Here is a 17006-nt window from a genome sequence, read left to right as displayed (position 1 = left end):
TGAGGACGGCGGCGCCGTTCTTGCTCGTTTTAACCGGCGTCCGAATGACGCCACGATCAGAGTGCAATCGCGTTCCGGACGTTCAAAACTGAACCGTCGCCCCCATATGGACGCAAGGGGCGAGCTCCGAAATCAACGCAAGGTCTAATCCGATGTCACGCCAGGCGGCGAACGAGGCTTTCAACCGCACCTCCTTCCTCTGGGGCGGAAACGCCGCCTATATCGAGGACCTTCAGGCGCGCTACCAGAAGGATCCGTCCTCGGTGGACCCGCAGTGGCGGGCCTTCTTCGAGGATCTCGGCGACCCGTCGGACGCGGTTGAGAAGACCGCGGAGGGCCCGTCCTGGGAGAAGCCGAATTGGCCGGTGCCCGCGAACGGCGAACTGGTCTCGGCGCTCGACGGGAACTGGGGCGCCGCCGAAATCGTCATCGGCGACAAGATCAAGGCGAAGTCCGAGGCCAAAGGCCAGGGGCTGACGCCGGAGCAGATCCGCGCCGCGACCCGCGACTCGACCCGCGCGCTGATGATGATCCGCGCCTACCGAATCCGCGGTCATCTCGCGGCTGACCTCGATCCGTTGAAGCTTGAGCCCCGTCCCGACCGCGAGGAGCTCGACCCCGCGTCCTACGGCTTCTCCGAGGGCGACCTCGACCGCAAGATCTTCATCGACTACGTGCTCGGGCTTGAGTTCGCGACCGTGCGCGAGATGCTCGCGATCCTGAAGCGCACCTACTGCTCAACGCTCGGCGTCGAGTTCATGCACATCTCGGAGCCGGCCGAGAAGGCCTGGATCCAGGAGCGCATCGAGGGGCCGGACAAGGGCGTCGCCTTCACCCCCGAGGGCAAGCGCGCGATCCTGACCAAGCTGGTGGAGGCCGAGGGCTTCGAGAAGTTCCTCGACGTCAAGTACACCGGAACCAAGCGCTTCGGCCTCGACGGCGGCGAGTCCATCGTCCCGGCGCTGGAGCAGATCATCAAGCGCGGCGGCGCGCTCGGCGTGCGCGAGATCGTGTTCGGCATGGCCCACCGCGGCCGCCTGAACATCCTCGCTCAGGTGCTCGGCAAGCCGCACCGCGCGATCTTCCACGAGTTCAAGGGCGGCTCCTGGACGCCCGAGGAGGTCGAGGGCTCCGGCGACGTCAAGTACCACCTCGGCGCCTCGTCCGACCGCGAGTTCGACGGCAACTCCGTCCATCTCTCGCTGACCGCCAACCCCTCGCATCTCGAGATCGTCGATCCGGTGGTGCTGGGCAAGGTGCGCGCCAAGCAGGACCAGTGGAAGGACAGCGACCGGACCAAGGTGCTGCCGCTGCTGATCCACGGCGACGCCGCCTTCGCGGGGCAGGGCGTGGTCGCGGAGTGCTTCGGCCTGTCTGGCCTGAAGGGCCACCGCACCGGCGGCTCGATCCACGTCATCATCAACAACCAGATCGGCTTCACTACGAGCCCGCGCTACGCGCGCTCGTCGCCCTATCCCTCGGACGTCGCGAAGACCATCGAGGCGCCGATCTTCCACGTGAACGGCGACGACCCGGAAGCCGTCACCTTCGCGGCGAAGATCGCGACCGAGTTTCGGCAGAAGTTCCACAAGCCGGTGGTCATCGACATCTTCTGTTACCGCCGCTTCGGCCATAACGAAGGCGACGAGCCGGCCTTCACGCAGCCGCGGATGTACAAGGTCATCCGCAGCCACCCGACCTCGCTGGAGATCTACTCCAAGCGGCTGGAGCAGGAGGGCGTGATCAAGCCCGGCGAGGTGGACGAGATCCGCGCCGCGTTCCGCGCCCGCCTCGAGGGCGAGTATGAGAGCGGCCAGGCCTACAAGCCGAACAAGGCCGACTGGCTCGACGGCCGCTGGTCCGGCATCAAGGCCTCGCGCGACGTGGACGACGCGCGCCGCGGCAAGACCGGCGTCGAGATCGAGCGGCTGAAGGAGCTGGGCCAGAAGCTCACGACGCTGCCGGAGGGCTTCAAGGCCCACCGCACGATCCTGCGCATGCTCGAAAACCGCCGGAAGATGACGGAGACGGGCGAAGGCGTCGACTGGTCGATGGGCGAGGCGCTCGCCTTCGCCTCGCTGCTCGTCGACGGCAAGCCGGTGCGGCTGTCCGGCCAGGACGTGGAGCGCGGCACCTTCAGCCAGCGCCACTGCGTGCTGGTCGACCAGGAGACCGAGGACCGGGCCGTCCCGCTCAACGCGCTCTCGGACAACCAGGGCCGGTTCGAGGTCATCAACTCGATGCTCTCGGAAGAGGCGGTGCTGGGCTTCGAGTACGGCTACACCCTGGCCGAGCCCAACGCCCTGACGCTGTGGGAGGCGCAGTTCGGCGACTTCGCCAACGGAGCCCAGGTCGTCGTCGACCAGTTCCTGTCGTCCGGCGAGCGCAAGTGGTTGCGCATGTCGGGCCTCGTGATGCTGCTGCCGCACGGCTACGAAGGCCAGGGTCCGGAGCACTCCTCCGCCCGGCTCGAGCGCTACCTGCAGATGTGCGCCGAGGACAACATGCAGGTCGCGAACTGCACCACGCCGGCGAACTACTTCCACATCCTGCGCCGCCAGCTCGTCCGCGACTTCCGGAAGCCGCTGATCCTGATGACGCCGAAGTCGCTGCTCCGCCACAAGCGCGCGGTGTCGCCGCTGTCGATGATGGACGCGGGCACCTCGTTCCACCGCCTGCTGTGGGACGACGCGCAGATGAGCCCCGGCTCCACGCTGGCTCTCAAGCCGGACGCCGAGATCCGCCGCGTCGTGCTGTGCTCCGGCAAGGTCTATTACGACCTGTTGGAGGAGCGGGAGAAGCGCGGGGTGGACGACGTCTACCTCCTGCGCGTCGAGCAGCTCTACCCGTTCCCGGCCAAGGCGCTCGTCAACGAGCTCTCGCGCTTCAAGCAGGCCGAGGTGGTGTGGTGCCAGGAGGAGCCCAAGAACATGGGAGCCTGGTTCTTCGTCGAGACCTACATCGAGTGGGCGCTGAACACCGTCGGCGCGGCGCACCGCCGCCCGCGCTACGCCGGGCGCCCGGCCTCCGCCGCGACGGCGACCGGCCTGATGTCGAAGCATCTGGCCCAGCTGCAGGCGTTCCTGAACGAGGCGCTGGGCGACTGACCGGCCGCCCCGCCAGAACGATCGAACTGACCGCTGACTGAACGTTGAGAGCTGAAGCGGGACGGCGACGAGCGCCGGCCCCATGGGAGACTTCGATGGCGACCGAAATCCGCGTGCCGACGCTTGGCGAATCCGTGACCGAGGCCACCATCGGCCGGTGGTTCAAGAAGCCGGGCGAGGCGGTCGCCGTCGACGAGCCGATCGTCGAGCTCGAGACCGACAAGGTGACGCTTGAGGTGCCGGCGCCCGCCGCCGGCGTCCTCGGCGCGATCGAGGCGAACGAGGGCGACACCGTCGGCGTCGACGCGCTGCTAGGGTCGATCGAGGCGGGCGAGGGCGCAGCGCCCGCGCCCAAGGCCGAAGCGAAGCCGGCGGAGCCGGCCAAGGCGGCCGAGCCCGTGATCAAGGACAACGCCAACGAGACCAAGTCCAAGGAGGCTCCGAAGGCGAACGGCGGCCATGCGCCGGCCGACGCCGGCCAGGCCCCCTCGGTGCGCCGCATCGGCGCCGAGAGCGGCGTCGACCCCGCGACTGTGCAGGGCACCGGCAAGGACGGCCGCGTGACCAAGGGCGACATGCTGGTCGCGGTCGAGAGCGGCGCCAAGGCGCCTGCGCCTCAGCCCGCCGTTCAGGCCCGCGCGCCCTCCGCGCCGGACGACGCGTCCCGTGAGGAACGGGTGAAGCTGACCAAGCTGCGCCAGACCATCGCCCGGCGCCTCAAGGACGCGCAGAACACCGCAGCCATGCTGACGACCTTCAACGAGGTCGACATGACCGAGGTCATGGCGCTGCGCGCGAAGTACAAGGACGTGTTCGAGAAGAAGCACGGCGTGAAGCTTGGCTTCATGGGCTTCTTCGTGAAGGCCGTGATTCAGGCGCTGAAGGATCTGCCGGCGGTCAACGCCGAGATCGACGGCAATGACCTCGTCTACAAGAACTATTACCACGTCGGCATCGCGGTCGGCACCGAGAAGGGCCTGGTGGTGCCTGTCGTGCGCGACGCCGACGCGCTCGGCCTCGCCGGCATCGAGAAGAAGATCACCGACTTCGGCCGGCGCGCCCGCGACGGCAAGCTCGGCATCGAGGAGATGCAGGGCGGCACCTTCACGATCACCAACGGCGGCATCTACGGCTCGCTGATGTCGACGCCGATCCTGAACGCGCCGCAGTCCGGCATCCTCGGCATGCACAAGATCCAGGAGAGGCCGATGGCCGTCGGAGGCAAGATCGAGATCCGGCCGATGATGTATCTCGCGCTGAGCTACGACCACCGTGTGGTCGACGGCAAGGAGGCGGTCACCTTCCTGGTCCGCGTGAAAGAGAGCCTGGAAGATCCGTCGCGGCTGGTGATGGATCTGTGAGGGTCACCCCCTTTGCAGCCGCCTCCGTCCTTCATAGGCTCCGATCAGCCCGCCCCGGAGCCCTGGGACGCGGCCGAGGCGGAGTGGCTGCTCGGGCAGTATGCCCTCGTCGGCGTCACCTGGGCCTTCGATGATGGCGATCTCGTCGGCCAGTATCATGATCAGGTGATCTTGACGGACCCTGTCACCGGGATCTCGGTCGCCTGCGAGGGCCGTTGGAAAGGGGAAATGCTTGTGCTTCCCCCTGCACTGAGTTGGTTCGAGCGAGCGAAGCCCGGCGAGTATCGGCTCCGTTCGACTGGAGAAACCGTGACCAATCCCGACGTTCTTTCAACGTGGCGTATCGCGATGGACGGCCGATGACAGAGAACCGTTCAGAAACCATCGCCGCGGCGCGCAAGAAGGCGGCGGATCGTCAATCCCTGATGGCGGTCTTGGGGATGGTCGTTATCGGCGGGATCATGACGATCCATCCGGGCGACCTCGACAAGACCATCGACGCCCTCTCGCCGGTCCTGCCGTGGCTGATCGGACTGTCGGCGCTGATCTTTGTGGTCAATCGCGGGACCGCCGCGCTTTTGGCGCGCGCGTCCAAGCCGGCCGGCGGCGCCCGGAACGGCTGAGCGGGGGGAGGCGCGGGTGCCACATCGATCCGTGACGGCGCCTCGGACGTTCGCGTTTAATCGAGGCCGCCAGCCGACCAGCGTCTGGCGGCCCCGTGGCGTCTCAGCTCAGATGCGCGTTGAGGAACTTGTTCATCTCGAACATCGTCGCCTTCTTCTTCCCGAAGATCTTCTCGAGGTTGGCGTCGGCCAGGATTTCGCGGCCGTCATCGGGGTTCTGAAGCTTATGCTTCTTGATGTAGTCCCAAGTCTTGCTGACGACCTCGCTGCGGGGCAGCGGCTTGTCGCCGACGATGGCGGCGAGGTCGGCCGAGGGCTTGACCTCGACGCTGAGAGCGTTGGGCTTCTTCGCCCCAGACGACTTGGGCTTGTCAGCGGATTTGGCCTTGGCCGGAGCCTTCGGCTTCGCCGGGCTCTTGGTTTCAGCCTTGGCTGCGGACGTCTTCGCTGCGGTCTTGGTCTCGGTCTTTTTGGCGGCCGCCATGTCGATTGTTCCTTCTCGAGGTGCAGGGCCCAGCGGCCGCGTGGTCGCCGCTTCGAGCGATTCAACCGCGACCGCCCCGAAGTCGTTCCCTTTTCAGCACGCGTCTTCGCGGCGCGCCATTCTCCTCACGACGCGCCGCAGCGCGCGGCCTGACCCACGACCCGAAGCGAAAGAGACAGATGGCTTACGACCTCATCGTCATCGGCACCGGCCCCGGCGGCTATGTCTGCGCGATCCGCGCCGCGCAGCTCGGCCTCAAGGTGGCGGTGGTGGAGAAGCGCGCCACCCACGGCGGCACCTGCCTGAACGTGGGTTGCATCCCCTCCAAGGCGCTGCTGCACGCCTCCGAGCTGTTTGAGGAGGCCGGCCACAAGTTCGGCAAGATGGGCATCAAGGTCCCGGCGCCTGAGCTCGACCTCCCCGCCATGATGGCCTTCAAGGACGAGGGCGTGGACGGCAACACCAAGGGCGTCGCCTTCCTGCTGAAGAAGAACAAGATCGACGCCTTCCATGGCGTGGGCAAGATCCTCGGGGCCGGCAAGGTCGAGGTGACGCCCGAGGACGGCGCCCCCCAGACGCTCGAGACCAAGGCGATCGTGATCGCGACCGGGTCCGACGTCGCGAAGCTGCGCGGCCTCGACATCGACGAGGAGACCATCGTGTCCTCGACCGGCGCGCTGACGCTGAAGCAGGTTCCGGGCAAGCTGCTGGTGGTCGGCGCGGGCGTCATCGGCCTGGAGCTCGGCTCCGTGTGGCGGCGTCTCGGCGCCGAGGTCACCGTCGTCGAGTTCCTCGACCGCATCCTGCCCGGCATGGATTCCGACGTCGCCAAGCAGTTCCAGCGCCTGCTGGAGAAGCAGGGCGTCGCCTTTAAGCTCGGCTCCAAGGTCACGGGCGCCGAGAAGGCGGGCGAGGGGCTGAAGGTCACGGTCGAGCCCGCCAAGGGCGGCGAGGCGGCGACGCTGGAGGCGGACGTGGTGCTGGTCGCCATCGGCCGCGTGCCCTACACCGCCGGCCTCGGCCTGGAGGAGGTCGGCGTCGCGCTCGACGAGCGCGGCCGCGTGAAGACCGACGGGCACTTCAAGTCCAGCGTCGACGGGATCTACGCCATCGGCGACGTCATCGCCGGCCCTATGCTCGCCCACAAGGCCGAAGACGAGGGCATGGCGATCGCGGAGATCCTCGCGGGCAAGGCCGGCCACGTGAACTACGACGTCATCCCGAGCGTGGTCTACACCTACCCCGAGGTCGCCTCGGTGGGCAGGACCGAGGAGGAGCTGAAGGCGGACGGAGCGCAGTACACGGCCGGCAAGTTCCCCTTCACCGCCAACGGCCGCGCCAAGGCCAACGGCACGACGGAGGGCTTCGTGAAGGTGCTGGCCGACGCCAAGACCGACCGGGTGCTCGGCGTCCACATCGTGGGGCCGCGCGCCGGCGACCTGATCGCGGAGGCCGCGATCGCCATGGAGTTCGGCGCCTCGTCGGAAGACATCGCCCGCACCTGCCATGCGCACCCGACGCTGGCCGAAGCGGTGAAGGAGGCCGCGCTCGCCGTGGAAGGCCGCGCCATCCACATGTGAGGGGAGGGGGCGTTTCGTCCCCCTACCTCGCCTCGTTCAACCGCGCCGTCATGCCCGCGCCTTCGCGCGGCATCCAAGACTTCGGGCCGCGCTCGACGTCCAAGTCGTGGATGCCCGGCTTCGCCGGGCATGAAGGCGATACCCCTAAGCATGACCGCGATCTAAGCGCGCCCTCGTTCCACCCGCGCCGTCATGGTCCGGCTTAACCGGACCATCCACGTCGAAGCCGTAGCCCGCGCCGCAGATGTGCGCTCCGGTCGAGCCGAAGGACGACGGCCTGCTCGACGCCGCGGCGCTCAGCCCGCGATGCGATCGAAATCGGCGACGGCGCGGACCGCCCGGCGCAGGCGCGCCAGCAGCTTCAGGCGGTTGGCGCGAAGCTCGACCTCGGGCGCGTTGACCATGATCTGGTCGAAGAAGGCGTCGACCTGCGGCCGCAGCTTCGCCAGCGCCGTGGTCGCGGCGGTGAAGTCCTCCCGCGCCAGCGCCTCGGTCGCGGCGGGCTCCGCGGCGTCGAGCGCCGCCGAAAGGTCGCGCTCGGCGGGCTCGGTCAGCAACCCGGCATCGGGCGCCGCCTCGAACGCGCCGGGGCCGTCCTTTTTCTCCTCGGCCTTCAGGATGTTCGCCGCGCGGCGATAGCCCGCGAGCAGGTTCTTGCCGTCTTCGGTCGAAAGCAGCGTCTCCAGCGCCTCGACCCGCCGGACGACGAGCACGAGGTCGTCGTTGGCCGCCCCGTCGCCCGCAGCGAACACGGCGTCGACGAGATCGTGCCGCTTGCCCTGGTCCCGAAGCTGGACCTTCAGGCGGTCGGCGAGGAAGGCGAGGAGGTCGGGGCCGATCCCCGCCTTCGACGCGCCATCGACCACGTCGAGAAGGCTCAGCCGCAGCCCGTTCTCCAGAATGATCCGAACCACCCCCAGCGCGGCGCGCCGCAGCGCGTAAGGGTCCTTGCTGCCCGTGGGCTTCTCGTCGATCGCCCAGAAACCGACCAGCGTGTGGATCTTGTCGGCGAGCGCGACGGCGATCGAGACCGGGGCGGTCGGGATGCGGTCCGAGGGCCCTTGCGGCTTGTAGTGCTCCTCCAGCGCGGCGGCGATCTCGGGGTCGAGACCCTCGGCCGCGGCGTAGTAGCGCCCCATCAGGCCTTGCAGTTCGGGGAACTCGCCGACCATCTCGGTGACGAGGTCGGCCTTGGCGAGCCAGGCGGCGGTCTCGGCCTTCGCGGGGTCGGCGCCCACCAGCGGGGCGAGCTCCTTCGCCAGCCGCGCGATGCGCTCCACCCGCTCGTACTGCGTTCCGAGCCTGGCGTGGAAGGTGATGCTCTTCAGCTTCTCCAGCCGGTCCTCGAGCCGGACCTTCTTGTCCGTCTCCCAGAAGAAGCGCGCGTCGGAGAGGCGGGCGCGCACCACGCGCTCGTTGCCGTGGACGATGGCCTTGCCGCCGTCGCTGGCCTCGAGGTTCGCGACCAGGATGAAGCGGTTGGTGAGGCGACCCGTCGCCGGATCCTTCAGCACGAAGCACTTCTGATTGGCGCGGATGGTGGCGCGGATCACCTCGTCCGGCACTTCCAGGAACTCCGCCTCGAACTCGCCCATCAGCACGACAGGCCACTCCACCAGCCCCGCAACCTCCTCGACCAGGCCCTCGTCCTCGACCAGCTCGAGGTTCTGCGCCTGGGCGAGCGTCCGCGCGTCGGCGCGAATGATGTCGCGGCGGCGCTCGGCGTCGAGCACGACGTGGGCCTTTTCCAGGCTCGCCACGTAGTCGTCGAAGCGGCGCACGCGGATCTCGCCCGGCGCATGCACGCGGTGGCCGCGGGTGACGTCGCCGGAGACGATGCCGTCGATCTCGAAGCGGATGACCTCGGGCTCCTCCTGCGGAACCCCAAAGGTCGCGACGATCGAGTGCAGCGGCCGCACCCAGCGCAGCGTTCCGGTCCCCCAGCGCATGGACTTCGGCCAGGGGAAGGAGCGCACGATCTCGGGGACGATCGCGGCGATGACCTCGGTGGTGGCCGCGCCGTGCTTGTGGATGCGGGCGACGTAGAAGTCGCCCTTGGGATCGGCCTGCACGGTCGCCTGGTCGATCGAGGCGAGGCCGGCCGCTTTGAGGAAGCCCTCCAGCGCCTTCTCCGGCGCGCCGACCCGAGGACCCTTGCGCTCCTCGTGCCGGTCCGGCTGGCGGGCGGGGAGGCCGCCGACGACCAGCGTCAGCCGCCGCGGCGTCGCGAAGGCCTTGGCGCCCTCGTAAGTGAGGCCGCGCTCCACCAGCGCGTTGGTCACCAGCGCCTTCAGGTCGTCGGCCGCGCGGGCCTGCATGCGGGCGGGGATCTCTTCCGAGAACAGCTCAAGCAGAAGGTCGGGCATCTCGTCTCCGGAAGGAGGAGAGGGCAGGAGAAGGCGTCGCGCCGTCGATAGTCGAAAGCCGACCGCTGCGCCAGAGACGAGCGGGCATGACGGCGCCGCGCGCGTTCCGCACGCATGTGTCCCGCCTCCACGCGCGAAAGCGTGAACCGGGCGCCTGCCCTTTGGGCTTGGCGCGTCGCTGACCAGTGGTAGCCTGATCGGGCTGCGGGCGATCCCGCCCGCTGTCTGACGAGGAGAGCGACGATGAAGACGTTGACCGCCACGCTGCTCGCCGTAGCCCTCGGCGTCGCCGTCGCGGCGCCGGCTTCGGCCGAGCCCTGCGCCCGCAAGAACACGACCGCGGCGACCCAGTCCAACCACACCGGCACCTGACGCGTTCGAAACTCCAACTTCTTGGCCTTGCCCGAACGGTCCGGGTCCTCCGCCTGGGCCGTTCGCTTTTTCAGCGCCTGAACAAGGCAGCCCTGCGCGCTTCGGCGTTTGCCGTCTCCCGCCCGCGTGATACCCGCGGACGAGAGGTTCCGCGATGTCCGCCACCACCCCCGCCGATCCCGAAGTCGTCACGACGCCGACGCGCGTCCGCGCCGCGGCGCCTTGGGGCGGTTACGCGCTCGCCGCGGCCGGCGCGATCCTGTTCTCCAGCAAGGGCGTCCTGATCAAGTTCGCCTACGCCGAGGGCGTCGACACCGAGACGCTGCTTGCGCTGCGCATGGGGCTGTCGGTCCCGGTCTACCTGGCGATCGGGCTGATGGCGGTGGCGCGGACAGGCAGGCCCGCGGCGCTCGACGGGCGGACCCTCGCCGCCTCGCTCGCGGTCGGTCTGCTCGGCTACTGGTTCGCGAGCTACGTGGATTTCCTCGGCCTCGCCTACATCTCCGCGCCGTTCGAACGGCTGATTCTGTTCACCTATCCGCTGTTCACGGTGCTGCTCGGCGCGGCCTTCTTCGGCCAGCCGTTCCGCCTGAAGGCGCTGTTCGCCTTCGCGTTGAGCTACGGCGGGCTCGCGCTCGTCTTCACCAAGGACATGGAGGCGGCGGGCTTCGACGCCACGCGCGACGGCGCGGCGCTCGTGCTCGCCTCCGCGCTCGCCTTCGCGCTCTATCAGCTGTTCGCGAAGGGACAGATCGCCAGGCTCGGCCCGAAGCTCTTCACCTGCATCGCGATGACCGGGGCCGCCGGGGCGGCCATCCTGCAGTTCTTCGTGGTTCGGGATCTCGGCGTGCTCGGGGAGCTGTCGGCGAAGGCGTGGACTTACGCCGCCATGATCGCGGTGCTGAGCACCATCCTGCCGAGCTTCCTGCTGTCGGCCGCGCTGCACCGGATCTCGGCGCAGGCCAACGCCGCCATCGGCACGGTGAGCCCGATCGCGACACTGGTGCTGGCGGCGCTGTTCCTCGGCGAACGGATCACCGCGGTCGACCTGGCCGGCGCCGCCTTGGTGCTCGCCGGCGTCGGCTGGTTCACCTGGGCGGAGCGGCGCTGACCGAAGACCGGCGCCTCGCGGAGTCGACGACGCGGCCGTAGCGCCCTAGCTCCCCTGTTCGTGAAGGCGGACGCGGGCCGCTCCGAAGAGGAAACGTCATGTCGACTTTTCGTAACGTCGCCGTCGCGGCCTGCGTCGCGTCGGCGATCGCATTGGCCCCCGCAGCCGGTCGAGCGCAGACCGATCCCGAGGCGATCGACCTCGCACGACAGCTCATGCAGGTGACCTTGGTCGACCAGCTTCAGCGCCAGATGGTCGATCAGAGCTGGGCCCAGATGGAGGCTTTGATCCACCAGTCGGCGCCCGAGGTGACGTCCGATCAGTTCGTCGAGTTGAAGAGCGAGTTTGCGGCCATAGCCGAGAAGGACATCGCGGCGAGCCTCGCCTCCGTCCCGGCCGTGTACGCCAAGCATTTCTCCGCGCAGGAGCTCAAGGACATGCTCGCCTTCTACGAGACACCGACGGGCAGGAAGACGATCACGGTCATGCCGGCGTTGATGGGCGAGCTGATGCAAACGCTCACTCCCCAGATGCTGGAGTCGGCGAAGCGCATGCAGGAGGCCTTCACGCGCGTCCTGGCGAAGAAGGGCATCGATCTTAAGCCTGCGCCACGCTGACGGCCTTGAGAGCGGGGCGCCTCACATGTGCCGGTCGGGCTCGATGGTCACCGGCACCCGCGACAGCACGAAACGCGAGACCTTGCGGGGCAGCAGGTTCGACAGGCGGATCAGCGCCACCATCGCCCAGGGGAAGGCGATCATCTCCCGCCGCCTCGCGACCTTTCCCCGGATCAGCTCCGCGGCGGCGTCGGCCGACATCTCGAGGGGTTTGGGGCCGAGGTAGCGCTGGCTCATGTCGCTGGTGACGAAGCCGGGGCACACCACCGACACGCCGACTCCGAACGGGGCGAGGTAGTCCGCAAGGGCGCGGCCCCAGACCAGCACGCCGGCCTTGGAGGCCGAGTAAGCCGCGGTGTCGCCGATCGGCTGCAGCGCGGCGAGCGAGCTCATCAGCACGATCTGGCCTGAGCGGCGGCCGCGCATGGGGTCGATCAGCGGCGTCACGGTCGCGACGGCGCCTTCGAGGTTGACCCGAAGCTGACGCTGGGCGGTCTCGAACGGCTCGGCGGAGCGGTTCGGCCCCAGCCCGCCGGAGACGCCCGCGTTGGCGATGACGAGATCGACCGGCCGGCGGGCGTCGAAGGCGAGCAGCGCGGACGCTAGGGCCCCGGCGTCCGACACGTCGAGCGCGGCGATCTCCACCTCCGCGCCCTTCGCGCGGGCCTCGGAGGCCGTACGCTCGAGCGTCGCCGCGGTCCGGCCGACCAGCAGCAACGTGGCGCCGGGGCGCGCGTAGGCGCGAGCGAGGGCGGCGCCGATGCCGCGGCCAGCCCCCGTGACGACGATGGAGTTCGACGACGGAGCGCTCACTCGCCGGGCAGGGCCGCGCCCGCCTCGCCAAAGGCGCCCTCCGGACGCCACCCCGCCGCGAACGGCGCGAATCGCGAAGGCGCGGTCTCGATCAGCCGTTCGGCCGCGTTGGCGACGCCGATCTCGATCGCCTGCTCCGCGTAAAACCCGCCGTTCAGCAGGGTGCGTGCGAAGACCACCCGGCGGAAGGCGTCGACGAGAGACATGTCGGGACGCGTCCGCTCGGTCCAGAAGGCGTCGAGGTCGCCCTGATGGCTCAGGCCCTCCATGCCGTAGATCGCCTGGCCTAAGGCGATCAGCGGCTTGCCCTGAATCAGCGCCTCGGTGCCGATGGTGCTGTTCACGACGACGACGCCGGAGGAAGCGGCGATGAGATCTCGTCCGTCGCCGCCGTCGATGAAGATCAGCCGGTCCCCAAGGCCCAGCCGGTCGGCCGTGGCCTGGGTGAGCTTGCGACGGTTGACGAGCCCGTTGTCGAGCGGGTGCAGCTTCACCACCAGCTTTGCGTCGGCCGGAGCGTGGGCCGCGAAGGACTCGGCGACGAGGTCGACAACCTCGGTCATGAGCGTGAAGCGGGAATGCAGGCGGATCTGGTAGTCGCTGTCGAGCTGCAGCGGCAGCAGGAAGAACGGCGCGCCGTCCGCCTTGAGCGCGGCGACCACGGCGTTCGCGGCGGCGGTTTCGGTCTTGCGGCGCGCAAGCCGGCGGATCCAGCTGGCGTACTCGACCACCGGATGGTGCGGCCGGTAGCGCCGGTAGCCGGGGTAGAGATAGGGAAAGAACACGTGCGCGAAGTTGTAGGTCACATCCCAGACCGTGCGCGCGCCCATGTCGCCGAAGATCGGCTGCGGCTTCGGAGGCTCCGGCAGGCCGCGGGCGAGCTCGCGTACGACGACGGGATCGCGCGGCAGGGTGGAGTAGCCGTTGACGCCGTTGGCCTCGACCGTGATCCAGTCCGGGCGGAAGTAGCCTTCCTCGAACACATGCGCCTGGACCCCGCGCAGCTGCGCGACCCCGATGGCGATGCGGTGATACGGTCGGCCGTCGCCGAACAGCACGAGATCTGTGACGCCGCGCTCCTCGATGAAGGCCGAGAGGAAGCGTCGCCAGTTCTGGAAGCTGCCGCGGTAGTCGGTGGCGCCCGGGAGGTTCCAGAACAGCCGGTCGCCGAGGTTCAGATTGATGCGTTCGACGCCATAGCCCTGCCGCTTCAGCGTGCGCCCGAGGCGACGGAAAAATGGAGACGCCAGGCCCTGAAGGAACAGAAACGTCCGGGTCGGCCGGCTGGACCGGTCGCCTTTTCCGTCGTTCATCGTGCGCCAACCGGCGCGCCCCGCCTTCACGGATCGCGCCGTCCCTGTCATGCCCCCGTCCGGACGATGCTGCAGCTGCGAAGCAGCGGCATCGACGTGGCGTCTTCTTTGGGCATTGCGCCGCGCGCGGCAGGCCGTTAGCGCTGACGTAAAGCTCGACCCAAGAATGCCTCGGACACCTTTAGTTGAACCACACGCCCGGCTGCGTCGCAATCATTTCCAACCGTTTGCGGACGCGCGCCCGTGACGTGGAGGCCGTGACAGGCCTCGCCGTCTCATTGGGAAACACCGAGAATGCGCCGCTCGAGGGGGTGGTCACGACCGTGGGCGACCCCCTCGAGGCCGCGGCGGAAGCGCTCGCAAATGCGAGAGGTCTGAGGCTTTTGCGTCTTGCGCCGCACCCGTTGGCTCTTGCCGCACTCGACGCCGCGCGCCGCCCGCTCGGCTATCGCCTGATCGGCGGCGGTGCGGCCAAACAGCCCGCCGTCGAGCGCGTGCCGGACCGGAGCGCCCTTCTCGCCGCGATGTCGGAGCTGCTGGCCCTCGCCGGACCTGGGGAGCTGCGGCTCGCGGCGGGCTTCGATCCGGCCGACGCCGACGTGGTCTGGCTCTGCCCCTACGACCGAAGCCGGATCTCGCCGCAACGCGGGCTCGAGATCGCGGCGGACGTGCTGCGGCACCGGGCGCGGACGGCTCGACGGTCGTTCGGCGTGGGGATCACGCGCTGGAAGCGTCCGACCGTCGCGGGCTTCCTCGACGGGCCCAACGGCGCGCCGGTGTTCGCCGGCTCAGCGGCGGAGGCCGCCCGCGGCGCGGCGCTCGCGCATGGCCGCGTCGTCGCCTGGGCCTCCCGCCGGACGGACGCCGCGGAAGCGGCCGCGCGGGCCGCCGGCGCGCCCTTCGCCCGGCTGGAGGACGGTTTTCTGCGCTCGGTCGGGCTCGGCTCCGCCTTCGTCGCCGCGCTGTCGCTCGTGCTCGACGAAAGCGGCGTCTACTACGATCCCTCCGCCCCGAGCGACCTCGAGACCCTGCTGCGCGAGGCCGACATTCCCGCGTCGACGATCGCCCGCGCCGCGCGGCTTCGGGCGCGGCTCGTGGCGGAGGAGGTGACCAAGTACAACGTCGGCGCGGCGGCGCCCCGCGTCGTGCCGGAGGGCCGGTTCGGCGTGCTCGTGCCGGGGCAGGTCGAGGACGACGCCTCGATCGCGAAGGGCGCCGGCGCCGTGCGCACAAACCTTGGCCTGCTCCAGGCGGTCCGCGCCCGCAGGCCTGACGCCTTCCTCATCTACAAGCCGCATCCGGACGTGGTCGCGGGCTACCGCGTCGGGACGGTGGCGGAGCGCGACCTCGCGGGCCTCGCCGACGCGGTCGTGATCGACGGCTCGATCGCCGCGCTCTACCCGCAGTGCCGCGCGGTCGAGACCATGACCTCGCTCTCCGGCTTCGAGGCGCTGCTGCGCGGCCTCGAGGTCACGACCCACGGCCAGCCGTTCTACGCCGGCTGGGGCCTCACCGAAGATCTCGCGCCGCATGTCAGGCGAGGCCGCGCCCGGAGCCTTGACGAACTCGTCGCGGCGACGCTGATCCTCTATCCGCTCTACCGCGATCCCGGCTCCGGGCTTCCCTGCGGGCCGGAGCGGGCGCTCGACGTCATCGCCCAACGCCGGGCCGCGGCCGTCACCCCGGCGGGACGGCGCGCCGCGAAGCTCCGCCACCTCTATGCGATGTCCCGGCATGTCGTGCTCGGCCCGATCGGGCGGCTGCTCAGATGATCGCCACGCTCGCCGCCTTCGCGCTGTCCTTCGTCGTGTCGCTCGCGCTCGAGACGCTGCCGCCGTCGACCCAGGCGATGCGGGCGCCGTGGCGGGTGGTTACCCTCAGGTTAACCTTGCATGTCGTTGCGTTCGCCCTCGCGTTCGCTTTGTCGTGGCGGCCCTGGCACGCGGCGCTCGTGGTCTGCGTCGCGACCTTCCTCGCCGCCGCCGGCAGCGGCATGAAGCGCAACATCCTCGGCGAGCCCCTGACCTTCTCGGACGGGGCTCTGGTGCGGAACGCGATCCGGCACCCGCGGCTCTACTACGCCGAGAAGTTGGCCGAGCCCCGTGCGCTTGCGGTCTTCGTGGTGCTGATCGTCGCGACGACGCTCTGGTTCTCGGTCGAGCCCTCCGTGTTTCCATCAGGCGGATCGTTCGTTCTCTTGGGGCTCCCGCCCGCGATCGCGCTTGGCGCCTTCGCCCTCCTGCGCCTCGAGGCGGCGGGCCGCTTCGCGCGCGAGGTCGTCGAACTGCCGCCCGATCCGAACCGCGACGTCGCCCGTTTCGGCCTCGTCTCGACCCTGATCCTGCACGCGCTTGCCTGGCGCTCGATGGAGCGTCCAAGCCCCGCGGCCGCCGCCGCCGCGGCCGCTCTGCCGACGCCGCGGCACCCGAAGGCGGGGCCGGCGGTCATCGTCGCAATCCAGATCGAGAGCTTCGTCGACCTGGCCGGCCGCGGCGTCGCCGGCCCTCGGCTCCCGGCCTTCGAACGCTTGAAAAATGAGGCGCTTTGCTGGGGGCGCTGCCGCGTGCCGGCCGAGGGCGCCTACACCATGCGAAGCGAGTTCGGCTTTCTCACCGGCCTCCCTTCCGACACGCTCGGCCTCGACGCCTTCGATCCCTATCTCACCGTTCCGCCCTACGCCGCGCGCGCGATCCCGCGCCTTTTCCTGGCGTCCGGCCGCCGCACCGCGTTCCTGCACCCCTACGACCGGCGTTTCTTCGACCGCGAGACGCTGATCCCCCAGCTCGGTTTCCAGCGCTTCATCGACGGCGAGGCCTTCCGGGGCGCCGAGCGCTGCGGCCCCTACGTCGCCGACGTCGCAGTGGCCGAAGCCATCGCGGCGGAGGCGGCCGGCGCGCGGGAGCCGCTGTTCCTGTTCGTCGTGACGATCGAGAACCACGGTCCCTGGGGACCGGGACGGCTACCGGACACCGACGATCCGGCGAAGCAGTACGCCCGGCACCTCGCCAACGCCGACCGGATGATTGCGCGGGTGGCGGAAGCCCTGGCGAAGGTCCCGGGCGGCGCCGCGCTCTGCCTCTACGGCGATCACGTTCCCGCCCGAACGCTTCATCCCGGTCTGCCGGACCGCGGGGCGACGGACTACCTGCTCTGGAGCACGCGCGAGAAGCCGGACGCGCCGCGGCCCCGCGAGGACCTCGCGGTGGACGAGCTTGGCCGCAGGCTGCTGACGCTGGGGTGAGGGGCACAAGCGCAGATC

Annotated in this window: 14 protein-coding genes; 10 read left to right on the top strand and 4 right to left on the bottom strand. The window is 69.5% G+C overall.

Annotated elements, in window-relative coordinates:
- Positions 1 to 152 precede the first annotated feature (152 nt).
- From METY_RS19660 to METY_RS19645, 4 genes are all read left to right on the top strand, one after another.
- Positions 153 to 3107, top strand: a complete 2955-nt coding sequence (locus METY_RS19660) for a 2-oxoglutarate dehydrogenase E1 component (RefSeq protein ID WP_103123089.1) — start codon at positions 153 to 155, stop codon at positions 3105 to 3107.
- 95 nt (positions 3108 to 3202) lie between these two features.
- Positions 3203 to 4468, top strand: a complete 1266-nt coding sequence (gene odhB, locus METY_RS19655; protein ID WP_103123088.1) for a 2-oxoglutarate dehydrogenase complex dihydrolipoyllysine-residue succinyltransferase — start codon at positions 3203 to 3205, stop codon at positions 4466 to 4468.
- Positions 4469 to 4480: 12 nt separating this feature from the next.
- The gene (locus METY_RS19650) at positions 4481 to 4831 is read left to right on the top strand and encodes a hypothetical protein (protein WP_103123087.1); all 351 of its coding nucleotides are present in this window, start codon (positions 4481 to 4483) and stop codon (positions 4829 to 4831) included.
- Positions 4828 to 5091, top strand: a complete 264-nt coding sequence (locus METY_RS19645; RefSeq protein ID WP_103123086.1) for a hypothetical protein — start codon at positions 4828 to 4830, stop codon at positions 5089 to 5091. The genes METY_RS19650 and METY_RS19645 overlap by 4 nt, the downstream gene beginning before the upstream one ends.
- Positions 5092 to 5194: 103 nt before the next feature.
- Here METY_RS19645 and METY_RS19640 read toward each other — a convergent pair whose 3' ends face one another.
- A complete protein-coding gene (locus tag METY_RS19640) occupies positions 5195 to 5575 on the bottom strand; it encodes an SWIB/MDM2 domain-containing protein (protein WP_103123085.1) in 381 nt (126 codons plus the stop codon).
- Positions 5576 to 5754: 179 nt separating this feature from the next.
- Between METY_RS19640 and lpdA the strand changes: the two genes are divergently transcribed.
- Positions 5755 to 7155, top strand: coding sequence for a dihydrolipoyl dehydrogenase (gene lpdA, locus METY_RS19635; RefSeq protein ID WP_103123084.1), 1401 nt, complete (start codon positions 5755 to 5757; stop codon positions 7153 to 7155).
- Positions 7156 to 7451: 296 nt separating this feature from the next.
- Here the strand turns inward: lpdA and glyS are convergent, their stop codons facing one another.
- Positions 7452 to 9521 carry a glycine--tRNA ligase subunit beta gene (glyS, locus tag METY_RS19630; protein ID WP_103123083.1) on the bottom strand — a complete coding sequence of 690 codons (2070 nt, stop codon included), beginning with the start codon at positions 9519 to 9521 and terminating at the stop codon, positions 7452 to 7454.
- 243 nt (positions 9522 to 9764) lie between these two features.
- On the opposite strand from glyS, the gene METY_RS21645 reads away from it, so the two are divergent.
- From METY_RS21645 to METY_RS19620, 3 genes are all read left to right on the top strand, one after another.
- Complete coding sequence (locus tag METY_RS21645) at positions 9765 to 9893, top strand: hypothetical protein (protein WP_255401037.1); 129 nt, start codon at positions 9765 to 9767, stop codon at positions 9891 to 9893.
- Positions 9894 to 10047: 154 nt separating this feature from the next.
- Complete coding sequence (locus tag METY_RS19625; RefSeq protein ID WP_103123082.1) at positions 10048 to 11004, top strand: DMT family transporter; 957 nt, start codon at positions 10048 to 10050, stop codon at positions 11002 to 11004.
- 98 nt (positions 11005 to 11102) lie between these two features.
- The gene (locus METY_RS19620) at positions 11103 to 11621 is read left to right on the top strand and encodes a DUF2059 domain-containing protein (protein WP_103123081.1); all 519 of its coding nucleotides are present in this window, start codon (positions 11103 to 11105) and stop codon (positions 11619 to 11621) included.
- Positions 11622 to 11642: 21 nt separating this feature from the next.
- On the opposite strand, the gene METY_RS19615 is transcribed toward METY_RS19620, so the two are convergent.
- The gene (locus tag METY_RS19615; protein ID WP_103123080.1) at positions 11643 to 12434 is read right to left on the bottom strand and encodes an SDR family NAD(P)-dependent oxidoreductase; all 792 of its coding nucleotides are present in this window, start codon (positions 12432 to 12434) and stop codon (positions 11643 to 11645) included.
- Positions 12431 to 13747 (bottom strand): capsule biosynthesis protein, encoded by a 1317-nt coding sequence (locus METY_RS19610; protein WP_103123079.1) that lies wholly within the window; start codon positions 13745 to 13747, stop codon positions 12431 to 12433. Before METY_RS19610 ends, METY_RS19615 begins: the two co-directional genes overlap by 4 nt.
- A 257-nt stretch (positions 13748 to 14004) precedes the next feature.
- Here METY_RS19610 and METY_RS19605 point away from each other — a divergent pair, with 257 nt between their 5' ends.
- A complete protein-coding gene (locus tag METY_RS19605) occupies positions 14005 to 15519 on the top strand; it encodes a capsular polysaccharide export protein, LipB/KpsS family (protein WP_244593751.1) in 1515 nt (504 codons plus the stop codon).
- Complete coding sequence (locus tag METY_RS19600; RefSeq protein WP_103123078.1) at positions 15516 to 16988, top strand: LTA synthase family protein; 1473 nt, start codon at positions 15516 to 15518, stop codon at positions 16986 to 16988. Before METY_RS19605 ends, METY_RS19600 begins: the two co-directional genes overlap by 4 nt.
- Positions 16989 to 17006 lie beyond the last annotated feature (18 nt).

This window comes from Methylopila sp. Yamaguchi (assembly GCF_002897035.1).
Classification (GTDB): Bacteria; Pseudomonadota; Alphaproteobacteria; order Rhizobiales; family Methylopilaceae; genus Methylopila.
Note: the sequence above shows the minus strand (reverse complement) of the source record. Positions and strands in the feature narration are given on the sequence as shown.